The sequence below is a fragment of the Ruegeria sp. AI3 genome, from assembly GCF_056541245.1.
Map to the genome: position 1 here is coordinate 373,491 of NZ_JBQFYA010000002.1, position 13,157 is coordinate 386,647.

Consider the following 13,157-nt stretch of genomic DNA (forward strand, 5'->3'; position numbering starts at 1 on the left):
GAAATCTCTTAAGCAATCGGATGGCTTCGCCGCTAAGCGAGGTATCCTGAAATGCTTTTCACGCTCGGTCACGGTCAAAAGATTATCCTATCCACACAAGCCGCCCCCGGGGCTATGGCAGGTCTGGCGCCGTCGGTGCGCACCGATGCCGTATCCTATGCCCAGGCTACGGCAAACTCGCCGGTCGCGGCTCCTGCCGGGGCTATGGCCATGCCGCAGGATGGTTCAACGCCGGGCGGACCTTTTGGTTACTTCTTCCCCGACGCGCCCGAAATTTCGACTGACGATACGACGATTGGAAAGCTGGACGCGTTGGCGGATGCGATGGTCGAAGCCGACAATGATCCACCTCATGCAGACAGCCATATTCCCCCTGTATTCACCTACCTCGGCCAGTTTATCGATCATGATATAACGGCTAACATGGATCCCTCGGGGGATCAGTCAGTAATCGAACCACCCGCCGGAGGAACCCTGGACCCATTGCCCAGAAGTACCGTGACGGCGTCCCTGCTGAACCTTCGAAAAGGATCGCTGGGACTGGACAGCCTTTATGGTGACGGACCAGACAATGGACCTGCCGCAGTCAAACTGAAAGACGCCATGCGGTCGCCCGGATTTCCAGCTATGATGCGTCTCGACGTACCCACTGACGTTGGTGGTCGTCCCCCGCTGCCTGCGGATGACGCCTGCGACCTGCTTCGGCTCGGCACCTTATTGGATCAAGGAACTTTGCATGAAAGCGATATTCTGGGAACTCCAATCGAAAACGCGTTTGCCTCGAATGGCGTGATCAACCGGCGCGCAGCAGTTATCGGAGACGCACGCAACGATGAGAATCTTCTGGTTGCCCAACTCCACGCCGCGTTCCTGCGGTTCCATAACCGCGTTGTCGTCTGGCTTAGGGGACAGGCGGGTGCCCCCACCGGAGAAGAGGCCGTATTCGAAGAAGCCAAGAAGCTGACGCGCTGGCATTATCAGTGGCTTGTGATGAACATCTACCTGAACAAGGTATGCGACCCCGCCATGGTGGCTGAAGTCATCGCAAACGGTGCAGCAAGTTATGCGGCTTTCTTCGAGCGAGTGAAAACAGCCAGTGGAGGCTCTCTGCCTGCGGAAAACCTTCCATTGCCATTCGAGTTTTCTGTTGCTGCCTTCCGCTTTGGCCACTCGATGGTGAGGGGCGCGTATGACCACAACCGGTTCTTTGGCCGCGGACCATCGCCAATATTGCCGCAAGCGGGCTTCGATCTGCTATTCGCCTTTACCGGAGGCGGAGGGCTTGGCAATAACCCCACGCTACCAACGAACTGGATCATCGAGTGGGATCGGTTTACACTCGACAACCCGAGCGAGCCCGACCACTTTGCGCGCAAGATCGACACCCAGTTGGCACCGCCACTTGCCGATATGCGCAACGAACCATCCGGTGTCTTCAAGCACCTTGCCCGCCGAAATCTTCGTCGCGGCCATCGGTTGAACCTACCTTCAGCTCAGGCCTGTATCGTGGAATTCAACACCGACAGCTATGGCGGCATCACCGCGCTGACCACCGCAGAGCTGACTTCGGGCGATACCGGGCAGGCCGTTTCGGACGGAGGTTTCGAAAACGAAACTCCGCTTTGGTTCTATGTCCTTCGCGAGGCCGAGGTTCAGGCTGACGGAACCCATCTGGGACAACTGGGCAGCCGCATTGTCGCCGAAACGCTGGTTGGTCTGACCCTATGTGATCCTTCATCTTACTGGCATCAACCCGGGTCCGACAAAGGGCGTTGGCATCCACAGGACGGCGCCAAACCGGACGGCATCGTCGTGGATGATATCCCCGCGATGATCCGCGCCGCACTCTGGATGTAAGGAGAGCCCTATGGTCGACAACGCCCTGCCCGACCCTATTCAAACAGACGAACTGCGCCGAAAGTTGTTTGATCCTTCCGTTTCAGAGGAAGATCTGGCGGCCTATATGGTGCTCGATCCATCAGCCAGTCGGCCATTCGCCCCGGTCGTGCGGGTAAACCCTGCGTTGATTCAGCCCCCGCCCAGCGGTAGCGGCCTGAACAGCGCTTTGCAGGGTGCATTGGCTCTCGGAGGGTTGAATGACGTTTCCCGAGCACGCAGACGCCAAGCCTACCAGGCAAAAATTGCAGCTGGTTGGAACAGGCTGAAAATCGTGTCCGAGGGCGACAGCTGGTTTCAATACCCTTTCCTGTTGCAGGACGTCATCGACCATCTATCTCGAAAACACGCCATTCTGAGCCTTGGCGCAGCAGGAGATAAGTTGGACGATATTTCTGCACAAAACGAGTTGGTCACGGCGGTGTTGGCGGAGCGCCCGCATGTCGTGCTTCTTAGCGGTGGTGGCAATGATCTCGTCGGCGGCGGCAACCTAGCCGCCATTGTTCGCCCCTTTACTCCCGGTCTGGATGCTGAGGGTCACATAACGGACATGTTCGACCGCATTCTGGCCGACGTGAAACAGCATATGCGCAACATCACAAACCACGTAGCCGCAGCCGCGCCCGGTACACCGATCGTGACACATACCTATGATCACGCCATCCCCGATAACGGTCGTTGGCTTGGCCGCCCGCTTAACTCACGCGGCATCACTGACAAAGGCCTGCAACGCGAAATTGTGCGAATCCTGATCGACCGTTGGGCCGCAGCTTTGTTCAGCCTCGCCAAAGAACCGGGTCTGGCCGGGAAGCTCCACATTGTGGATTGCCGCGGCACCGTAGCCGATACTGGTTGGGAAGATGAGCTTCATCCCGATTCCAAATCATTCGGCAAAGTGGCTCAGAAATTCCAGACAGTCATCAAACGGGTAACCTCTGACGCGCAACCCGCACAGGCACTTGGCGCGATGGGCACACTGCGACGTCCCGCACCCGAGGAAAACGCTCTCGGCGATACAGTTCTTTCGCTCGCCTACCATTTCGATGACACTATCTTGTTGTCCGAGATCGGACGCCGTGCGTCGCTGGAACGGGCCGTACCTGCGGGTGCGGCAATGGCTATGCAGCACGACGTCGAAAATGTACCTGAATCCAGCCTAGCCGGCGGGTACCCAGCGCTTCGCCAACTGGGTGCCAGAATCCTCGGGCGGGCACACCGAGAGTTACACAGTCTGCTGTGTGGAACCGACGATGCCGACAAGGAAGACCGCAAAGCCCTGCGGGATGCCTTCAACATCGGACAAGGCGCGCTGGCCGCGGCGATTGCGGGCCTGCTTGCTAGCGGCCCCTTGGGCCTGACAGCCTTTGTCGCAGCCCCGGTCGCGGCAATCATCGTGCGTCGCTTCTTGGCACCCAGTTGGGAAGAAACTTGCACGCTGTGGGGCGAGAAACTGAATGGCGGAGGTACGGCGCAAGCCAGCCTCAACGTCGCTCAGCACGGTATCCAGACTGTAAAAGCCAACCCAGACCGGTTCTGCGCGGCCTTTATGAAAAACGTGGATCCAAGCGAAGTTGAAACGTTAGAAGGATCAAGAGCGGCCTTGCTGAACAGCGCGAAATGGCCCTTTAACTCAAAGATCAAAGTGCGGTTCCTTGAAGGGACGGATCACCTGAAAGCCCGGGTTGAACATTACGCTCAGCTTTGGGTTGCTGGCGATATGGCCGCACTGACATTCGAATTCGTCACTGACGGCGACGCGGATATCAGGATTTCGTTCATTCAGGGCGCAGGCTCGTGGTCGCTGGTGGGGACCGAGTGCTTTTCAGAGCCTGATCAGACAAAACCCACTATGAATTTCGGCTGGTTGACAGATCAGTCCAACGAGGAAGAAATTCGCGAGGTGGTGTTGCATGAATTCGGTCATGCCCTTGGGCTGATCCACGAGCATCAAAACCCCGATGGCGGTATTGAATGGAACGAAGCGGTTGTTTTGCAGGAACTGTCCGGCGCACCGAATTTCTGGGACGAGGCCACGATCCGGCGCAACGTTCTGGATCACTACGATCCAACTATCCTGACCCTGACAGAAATCGACCCGCATTCAATCATGATGTACCCAATACCAAATAAATGGACGATTGGGGACTTTGAAACCGGGTTCAATTCGGACTTCAGCCCGTCAGATCGCGAACTGATCCGACGTGCCTATCCGTCAATCTGAGGCCAACGGAAGATGCCGCAAAATGCCATGGCTCTGGTAATTGCGATCAAGCGTTATCCCAGTTTTGGAGGCAATGCTTCTTCGGGTTCGCGGGATCTCAAAGGCCCCGTCAATGATGCCACAACATTTATCCAGTGGCTGAAATCTCAGGGGATACCGGATGCTCACATCTTTGACGTAACATCAGACGATTTCCCGGCCGCTGGTCCAATTGGCCCCGCTCTGGCGGACCTTACCAATAAGCTTGACGACCTGATAAAGGTCGCCAAGGAAGCGCCCGCGAAAGAAAGGCTGTATATTTATGTTAGCGGTCATGGATATGGCAGACGACGGACCGAAGGCGGGCTCTACCTCGCCGACGCGACGCCGGACAACCTCACCAACTTGTTTGTCACCGACTATTTTCACTGGTTCATGGATGCCGCCCGGTTCAAGGAATGCATCCTGTTTTATGACGCGTGTATGGATCAAGGGCGGCTAGCCTCGCCGGCGCCGATACATTGGCGGCGTGAGGTAGACCGGGCCAGCCACAATATCCAGGCATTAGGGATTTATGCGGCGCGTTTTGCAGGACGCGCTGTTGAACGCAAAATGGAAAACGGCAAGGACCACGGTGCTTTTTCCTATGCTTTGAAGATGGCGCTGGACGGTGCTGCAGCGGTGGACGACGGGCAGGGCAACCGGGTTATCACCAGTGAAAGCCTGCGCGACTATCTGATTGCAACGATGCAAAAACTGATGACAGACGATCAACGTCAGCACCCTCTGGTTTCGACAGAGCCCGATTTTGGTCCGTTTGACTCGGTCATACTGGTCAAAAACGCCCCGCCTTTTCAGAAATTCGTCCAGATCTTACTGCCCGGCCCGGTGGTCGGCAAAACACTGATTCTGGAAAATGCCAAACTTAAAGAAGAGGCGCAGATAGATGCCATTGAAGATAGCATCACTCTGGATCTTTCACCGGGTTTGTACGTGCTTTCCGACGGCACCGGGTGGGAACGCGCATTTGAATTTACCGGCGCAGAAACCGAGATTGATTTGCAGAGAGCAGAGTAAGAGCAATGCCCAAACTGAGTGTACGCGCTGCAGATGAAACCACCGAAATCTTCGTGATTGCTGCGGATTTCGCCTTGCGCGGACGCGGGGCCCGACGGCTGGATCAGGATCTGCTGGCCGGCATTTACAAGGTGCGCGCAGTTTCAGGCAGGAGTGAATGGCAACGAGTCATTGTTCTGCGTGAGGATACCATTCTCGACGTACCAAAGATCGAATTTGGATCTGCGGCCCCATTGGCCAGCACGAACCGGACACACGAAACTCATATGTATGCAGCCGAACAGGCTGCGCCGCCGGAACAGGGCATTGTTGACGCAGCCCCTGCCATTGCCCTGTCTTTGGGTCGGCGGCGCGCGCCTGTCCACAGCGGATCTTTTGTCTTCATGGCCCGTTGGTGGACACCTTGGAGCGATTTTGGGCCAATGAATCTGGACAATCCGGCTGAAGGGGCAAGCCTACGTACCGGTGGTGGCCGGGGCCTACTGCCTCTGGACCTGTCCACAGAAGAGGGCGACCAAACGGGTCCCACCCATGCAGGACCCCGAATAGCACCCGAAGCGACTTGGTTCTCGGGTGATTTGTCATCGGACCGATATTCCGGTGCATCTTTGAACGCGGCACCCGGTATGTATTCCCTGTCTTTGTCCGATGGCGAAAGCAAAATCGAGCAGATGATTACCATCCTGCCCGGCTGGCGCACCCATGTATTCGCCCTTTATGAGCCGCCGATCGAAAATATCGAAGGCACCGTTACGAACGTAAATAAACGACTTGTGGATATTTCGATTCACCTCTCTCGCGACCGGATGTTTATGGGTGACGAAATGGCCCGACTGACGGATGCGGCACGGCTCGCGCTGGCGGATGAAAGGTCGACGGCGACAAACGAATTGCTGCGATACGTGGGCGGAAAGTTTGAAAACCCGATGCTCGGCCTGTATGGGGCCCATCTGTTGTTACTTCTCAAAGAAAAGAGTTCGGCCGCCAGCATACCGCGCCCGGTTGACTATAACGACAGTCTGTATCGCGAAGTTGTCGAAAACATCGCACGTATTTTCGGCGACCAGCACCCAGACATTGTCGCTCTGCGCGGTCTGGGCAGAGGAATGAACACGATAAAATTTCCGCCAATGCTGTCACACAGTTGGTTGAAGCTTCTGGCGAGCTCCGTCGAACATCCGAACCTGATACCGCCAAGTCTTTGGCGCCGCACAGCCCTACGTTCACGGACGCAACCCTTCTTCGCATGGCGCATCCCACAATATGGTGGTGATCGGATCATGCAGCGCGAGATCGAATTGACCCGCGCGATTCTTGAAGCCGCCGAAGAACGTGAGCGCTATGACGAAGCAGCGGCCGGTTTGAGGAGCGGCCGCGCCGACGCCTCGGCGCGCGAAGCGTTCGTGCGCGAATGCGTTTCGCTATTTGAAGCTCCGCGCTCGGTCATCGATCTGATCCTCAGGTAACGAGCATTCAACTGTTCTAGAAAACCGATTTAGGGCGGCGGAGCCGGAACTGCGTAGATATCCCTGATTTCAGCCGACCACAGCCTTTCTCCGGTCTCAAGATCGTATGCACGCAATTGCATCGGTTCTTCCGAAAGTTCGCCATCCTGCAAACGTGCGTATGGCTGCAGTTCAACAAACAGCTTGCCATCGGATACGACAAAGGGTGAAAAACTAACCGGTAGGTCAACCGACCCAAGAACTTCGGTGCGGCCAGTGTTGTGCAGGTTCCAGCGATAAACTGTCCAGATACCTTCGCCTTCCAAAGGTGCGCTTTCCAACCAGGTCATTCCGTCAGCAGACTGGAACTGCAGAGGGTTGGGTGCTGTGCTTTCTTCCGCTGGCTGTCCAGCCGCACCAGGACGGCGGATCGAAAACTGAGGTACGGTGGGAAGCGCACGTTCGACGGTCGGTTCGACCATCGGGCGCACTGTTCCGTCCTGCGGCGACAACCGGACCTGCCCCCGGATTACAGTCTCTTCATCTTGCGCCTCGGCAGGGGTTGCGCCTGGAAATGCTCCCAGCGCTCCGGTCGGAGGACCCATTCCGGGCAGAATTTCGTCGGGCAGCATTTCGTCATGGCCGCTCGCAAGCCCGCGCAGGGGCCGCTCACGGTATTCCCAGCGCAATACGGCTTCGCCGTCCATGGGCTCTGCCGAAACGCTGAAACCGCGGTCGGTCGTCGCGGCGAGACTTGATTGTACGCCGGCAGGCAGTGGCACCGTGCTTTCGCTTTGCACGGCCCCTTTGTCATCGATCCGCAACATGCGGATCGCGACACCGTTGCCCGTATCTTTCGGCAATGCCTGGCTGAGAAGAAGGTTCTCTTTCAACAGCAACGGCTTATCTGCGTTTTCGGAATGCCAGATTTTGGCCCCGTCCTGCAGTGATATTGCTGTCACGCCGCCTTGGGGGGCCATGACATAGGCCCGTCCGCCCTCGGTATCGATGACAATGCCAGAGCTGAGTTCGATGCTTGTAGTCATAATCCTCTTCGCCTCCTCTCAGCTGGGTTGCACGGTGTTGGCCGCGGGGTTCAGGGCGATCAGCGGTTGCGACAGATCGAGGGTCCAAGCCCCTCTACCAAGTGTCGCGGCAAGCAGCACTTGATTGGCGTCATCATATTGCAGTTGCATGACCGGCACCGCAGGCAAATCGGCCGCCAAACGAAACCACCCGGTTAAATTCGGAGCCTCGGCAGCATAGATGCCTGCATTAGTCCCCACGACCAGATGGCCATTTCCAAAGTTTCCGCACCAGACAACCGATCGAATGGTACGACCGCCGGCGGCCAGCAGGTTGTCGGTTATGTCCACCCAAGTCTGGCCCGAATCGACTGTCTGATGAACGCTGTTGAACAGAGTCGCGAATGCAGTGGTTGGCGTGCCTGCGTCCAATGCCACAGCGGTCACGTCCTCTCCGTTACTGAACCTGGTCGTTTGCTGCAGTTGTGCTGGCGCAGGACCGGTCCGGACGAAGACATCCAAACCTGCGCCGACATACAGCACATCCGCGTCGTTTATACCTCCATAAGCCACTGACGCCGCCGCATTCGCCTGAACTCCGATCGGCCCGACCAGACGCAAAGTATCACCCCGGTCAAAAGATTCCCAAACGGCATTAGCTCCGCAAATGACCAGACGCAAAGGGTCGCCCGGGTTCGTTTGGATCGGAGAATAGAACTGAGGCGAAAGCGACATCGTCGTTCCAACCTCAAACAGCTGAAGCCGCTGGAACCCCAGCGAAACCCCGTTTGCATCAAAGAACTGCCTATGCGCATTTCCCAAAAACTGAAAACTGAAATAGCGGACCGATCCGCCGTTCGTGGTGTCAGGTGCAATTGCCACGACACCGCCATCTCCACCCATCACAGTCGGCCATCTTTCGGTTCCAGAACCGGGTTGGCGCAGCGTTCCGTTGTCCTGTGCGCCGCCCAACGCGACCTGTGTCGCCGGATCCCAGGCGGCGGAATGAAATTCCGTGTTCTGCAGCGACCCTATCATCGTTACCCAGTCACCAAGGTTCGAATGCGGATCTGTGCGGCGGTAAACACCACCGTCATCGCCTTCGATCAGATCGCCGTTGCTCGCTATGGCCATGGTTCGGGAATCCGCATGCGGCGCGCTGTTTGCATTGGTGTTCTGATGCGTGATCGGGCTGGCTTGTGCTCCGGTCGGCTGGCTCGCATCGACACGGAACAGACGGCCCGAAAAGGTTTGTGCGCCAATCGAGTTGGGAAACTGCGGCAAGGCAAGCCCCGGTGGTGCGTTCTCATCAAACGAAGGTTGCCGGTCACCTCCGATATACACAATGTTGGCATCCTGCAGGTCAGCTGCCATCGAAAAGTGGATACCTGCCTGTCCGCCCGGATGCAGGCCAAAGGTATTGCCGCCGCCTTCGGTTGTCGTAGGTAGATCCAGATTGGACCAGTTAGCTCCCCGGTCAGCCGAGTGGAACAATGCTGCAAGCCGGCCATTCACCGCAATCGCAACAAAGACCGTATCGCCTGGCCCAGGTGCTATGCGCACACTGGTTGGACTGAATAGGAACGACTCCATGACGCTGGAACTGATTTTTGCCCACGACACGCCACCGTCAGATGTCACAAAGATCGCCCTGCCAGCGTGCACATAGACCAAATCCGCATCAACCGGAGATGCCGCGACCGCGAATGACGGACCTGTTTGCAGAGAGGCGGGCGACAGATGAGTGAAGCTCTGACCCTTGTCATCCGAACGGTAAACTCCATCCGCCAAAGAAGCCCGCCCACCGTTTCCCGCAAGAATAATCACATCTCCGGCGGCGTGAATTGCCCTGATATGTAGGGCGCGAAACAGCCCGCCATTGTCCAGAATGCTCCAGCTGGCACCATCATCTTCAGACAGCATAACGCCCAACAACGCCCCGCCGACACGGCGCATGCTACTGAAGCGCCCGGTGCCGGCGACGAGTGTCTGCACTGTCGGATCGTTGCGATCCAGACAAAGGGCTCCGATCGAAAGAGAGTCTTCGTTTGGCATCAGACTAACCCAGTCTGGCTGTGCGTCCAGCGCGTTCCGTGTACGCCATACGCCTCCGTTCACGGCACCAATATAGAGGATGTCGCTGTCAGCCGGATGTGGAGCCACGGCATTTACGGCCCCTACGATTTCGTTGTCGGCAACAGCTTCAGACTGGCCATCCGTAGCGGGTCGCGGTCCTTGTGGTATCCAATTCATCACGCTCCCCTCTTTTGTTCAGTACAAATGTTCAAGCGCCCGAAACTAGGGCTTGCCTTGCTGTCGACGAAAAACAAACAGCGGTCGTTTCAATATCTCTACTGGTTTCCCGGCTTGCTGACCGGTCAACCCCAAAGTCTTTGATACTATATATTCTTCGCGGCCCCGCGCAGGCTTAGGATCTGTTCTCTGGCTGCAACCGTGTCAGCAATTGTGAGATCAAGAAGCTCACCACAAACCAGGTCGGAAGAAAGGCCAGAAGTTCCAGAAGAAAAGAACCAAACTTGTAAAACGTGTTTGCGATGGCAACCGAAATTATCAGCGACGGGCCCTCAACAACAAGGAGCTTCCGGATGCTCTGGGACTTGACTGCATGGTACATGTCACAATCCTTATTTTGTAAACCAAATGCGTTTACTTTAACGGTCTTAGGTTCTCTCAAACTGCCGATTTAGTCAAGTTTTTAACGCGCCGCGACGGTCCGGAGACCGCCAAACAAACGTGGTTTGCCGAAGCAACAGCTGCACCGACAAACTTGCAGGCGCTGCCCTAATCACCCGCTTAACTACGGCTGACTAACCGCCGAGCCTCATAGATGATCTCAATTGGTTGCTGTCCGACAAACTCGAACCAGTCTCAGTGTGCCGCGGAAACCGCGAACCTATCCGGAACAAATTTGACGCCACTCGGCAAGAGCGGCAGTGCGTGTCGGCTTGAAGGTGTCCCGGCGGGTGAGCGATCTTTCCTGGTTGAAGTGATTGTAGACCCAGGAATGGACGGAGGCGAACTTCTACAAACTTGGCATGCGCCTGAACCGTTGTATGGCGCGTTCATGCCGTCGAAACGGGAGGTGTGAATTCTCGACTCGGTTGTTGAGCCACCTGCCCGTCTGTTGTTTTTCCGTAGCACCAAGCTCTCTGAGCGCGGCCTGGTATGACGCGAAGCGATCCGTGACGACGGTTTTCGCTTTACCGTATCGCTTCACAAACTTCTTGAGGAATTTCAGTGCTGCAGCCTTGTTTCGGTGTTTGGTAACAACAGCTTCCAGCACCTCGCATTCATGATCAACAGCCCGCCAAAGATAGTGCCGCTTGCCATTCACCTTCACGAAAACCTCGTCTACGTGCCACTTCCATTTGGATAGTGCGCGTAGCTGCTGAAAAAGCTTCTGTCTGATCCCAGCAGCAAACATTGGGCCAAACCTGTTCCACCAATACCGGACAGCTTCATGACTCACGTCGATGCCTCGCTCGTGCAACAAGTCCTAAATACTCCGAAACGAGAGCGGGAAACGGATGTACAGCATCACCGCCAGGCGGATGATCTCGGGGCTGGTTTGGAAGTACTTGAAGGAGGCCGGTTTAGTCATTCCTAAATGCTATGCAACCGCCCTGCACTGCTCAAGCAAAGTTCTTCTGACAAGACCTTCTGGATTACCGAAAGCTATGAAGAGCCACTATAGGTCAGGGGCTTACGCCCCTCGTCGTGCAACAGCCAACACTTCGATCCTTCGAAAACCGCAGCCGTCAGCGATTTGCCATATCCCGCCCCGGTATCGATGTTCACACGGTTTCCATGGTGTTCAGGACTGGCGACGTGGGTATGGCCGTGAACAACCAGCCATGGGTGAGGGTCCGGATAGTCCAGAAACTCTTCGCGGATCCAGATCAGGTCGTCGGGGTCCTGACGTTGCAAGGGAATACCGGGCCGTATGCCTGCATGGACCAACAAAACGTCGTTGCACAGGTAGTAGGGCAACAGACCTGCCAGAAAATCGATATGGGCCTGCGGCACGGCGACTTTGGCCTGAGCATGGACCTGATATATTCGATCCCCTTCGCTAACCTTAACGCCGTAGGAGTTCAACGTTTCAACACCTCCTATCCGGGGATGCAGCCAATGATACCCGACCAATAGACGCGCGTCGTTTCGCGGGTAGTCCTCAAGAAACATTGCGCACATCTGATCGTGGTTGCCGCGCAGGAATGTCCAGTTTCTGCCTTCGGACTGTCCTTTCACCAAAAGGTCAAGAACCTGTCGACTGTGGGCGCCGCGATCCGTGTAATCACCGATAAAGACGATTTGCGCATCAGGCCCACCGTCCTTTTCGATGCGGGCCAGCGCGTCCTCTAGCATGTGCAACTGACCGTGGATGTCACCAATGGCATAGATAGGTTCTGGCATTTTTTGGCGCTCTTACTCAGACCATTCGATGCGGAGCTCTTCCCGAAAGGCAAAACGCACCAGATGGGCTTCGATCACGCCTTTCCACTGCCCCAAGTCCCCGCGCGGGCCGGTCGCAGCGTTAATTGTCAGCCTGTCGTCATTCGCTTCAAGGGTCACGCTGTCACCATCCGCGAAGGCCACGCTTCCCTTCGTTTCGTCAAAAAACACCTCGGCCTTGTGCGACCAGTGTTTACACAGTTGCTGCAGATACTTGCTGGCAGAAGCGGTTTCCGCAACGCCCGAGGCAGTCTGATCCGGCAACAGGCCCAGCCCGACATCGGCGGCGTTGCGCATTGCTGTTGCAAATAGGGTCACGTCGATATTGGTGGCCAAAAAAGTGGCCCCCAGATCCAGGCATTTGCGTTGCATTGTCGGATCAAGGGTCAGGATACCCGCCGCCTTACCAGCCGCCACGATGCGAGCCAGCGCGTCCAAAACGGCTGCAACAACGTCGGGGTGACCGGCATTACCGAGATGGCCCATATCGGCGGCCAGATCGGATGGGCCGATGAACACCCCATCCACATCGGTGGACAGAATATCGTCCAGCGCAGCCATACCTTTTTGGCTTTCGACCTGAACCAGCAGGCAAATCTGTTCGTCCGCCGTTTTCAGGTAGTCCGGGATGGCTGAAAACCGCGAGGCCCGCGCCAGTGCCGATCCCACGCCCCGCACGCCATGCGGTGGGTATTGCACTGCCCGAACCAGCTCACGCGCGTGATCCCCGCTTTCGACCATGGGCACCAGAAGGTTCTGCACGCCCGCGTCCAAATACTGCTTAATCATCCAGGTTTCGCCTATCGGCAGGCGCGCGACCGGAGTGCTACCTGATCCTTCGATCACCTGCACCTGTTCGAGGATCGAGCGCAGATCATTCGGCGCGTGTTCACCGTCAACCAGCAGCCAGTCGAACTGCGCGGTTGCTGCGATCTCGGCCGTATAGGCGTTGGCCATCCCGATCCAGCAGCCGATCTGCGGCTGCCCCGCCTTGAGAGCGGCTTTGAACGTATTCTTTGGCGCAGGCATATGCGGCTT

At 56.7% G+C, this 13,157-nt stretch carries 8 protein-coding genes and 1 pseudogene; 4 read left to right on the top strand and 5 right to left on the bottom strand.

Annotated features, from left to right (window positions below; all coding sequences use genetic code 11):
- Nucleotides 1-51: 51 nt before the first annotated feature.
- Genes ACRZ95_RS05635 through ACRZ95_RS05650 form a run of 4 tightly spaced genes read left to right on the top strand, consistent with a single transcriptional unit; the run spans nucleotide 52 to nucleotide 6,639 of the window.
- The gene (locus tag ACRZ95_RS05635; RefSeq protein ID WP_170677350.1) at nucleotides 52-1,857 is read left to right on the top strand and encodes a peroxidase family protein; all 1,806 of its coding nucleotides are present in this window, start codon (nucleotides 52-54) and stop codon (nucleotides 1,855-1,857) included.
- Nucleotides 1,858-1,867: 10 nt separating this feature from the next.
- A complete protein-coding gene (locus ACRZ95_RS05640) occupies nucleotides 1,868-4,117 on the top strand; it encodes a GDSL-type esterase/lipase family protein (protein ID WP_170677348.1) in 2,250 nt (749 codons plus the stop codon).
- A gap of 12 nt (nucleotides 4,118-4,129) precedes the next feature.
- Nucleotides 4,130-5,173, top strand: a complete 1,044-nt coding sequence (locus ACRZ95_RS05645; protein ID WP_170677346.1) for a caspase family protein — start codon at nucleotides 4,130-4,132, stop codon at nucleotides 5,171-5,173.
- A 5-nt stretch (nucleotides 5,174-5,178) separates the two neighbouring features.
- Nucleotides 5,179-6,639 (top strand): hypothetical protein, encoded by a 1,461-nt coding sequence (locus ACRZ95_RS05650; protein WP_170677344.1) that lies wholly within the window; start codon nucleotides 5,179-5,181, stop codon nucleotides 6,637-6,639.
- A gap of 29 nt (nucleotides 6,640-6,668) precedes the next feature.
- On the opposite strand, the gene ACRZ95_RS05655 is transcribed toward ACRZ95_RS05650, so the two are convergent.
- The 5 genes and pseudogenes from ACRZ95_RS05655 to ACRZ95_RS05675 all read right to left on the bottom strand — a co-directional run bounded on the left by ACRZ95_RS05655 (nucleotide 6,669) and on the right by ACRZ95_RS05675 (nucleotide 13,148).
- Complete coding sequence (locus ACRZ95_RS05655; protein ID WP_170677342.1) at nucleotides 6,669-7,664, bottom strand: hypothetical protein; 996 nt, start codon at nucleotides 7,662-7,664, stop codon at nucleotides 6,669-6,671.
- 18 nt (nucleotides 7,665-7,682) lie between these two features.
- Nucleotides 7,683-9,896: a hypothetical protein gene (locus ACRZ95_RS05660; protein WP_170677341.1), complete on the bottom strand. Its 2,214-nt coding sequence runs from the start codon at nucleotides 9,894-9,896 to the stop codon at nucleotides 7,683-7,685.
- Nucleotides 9,897-10,557: 661 nt separating this feature from the next.
- A pseudogene (locus ACRZ95_RS05665) lies at nucleotides 10,558-11,265 on the bottom strand (IS6 family transposase).
- A 74-nt stretch (nucleotides 11,266-11,339) separates the two neighbouring features.
- Nucleotides 11,340-12,080, bottom strand: coding sequence for a metallophosphoesterase family protein (locus tag ACRZ95_RS05670; RefSeq protein WP_170677339.1), 741 nt, complete (start codon nucleotides 12,078-12,080; stop codon nucleotides 11,340-11,342).
- 12 nt (nucleotides 12,081-12,092) lie between these two features.
- Nucleotides 12,093-13,148 carry an aldolase/citrate lyase family protein gene (locus tag ACRZ95_RS05675; RefSeq protein ID WP_170677337.1) on the bottom strand — a complete coding sequence of 352 codons (1,056 nt, stop codon included), beginning with the start codon at nucleotides 13,146-13,148 and terminating at the stop codon, nucleotides 12,093-12,095.
- Nucleotides 13,149-13,157 lie beyond the last annotated feature (9 nt).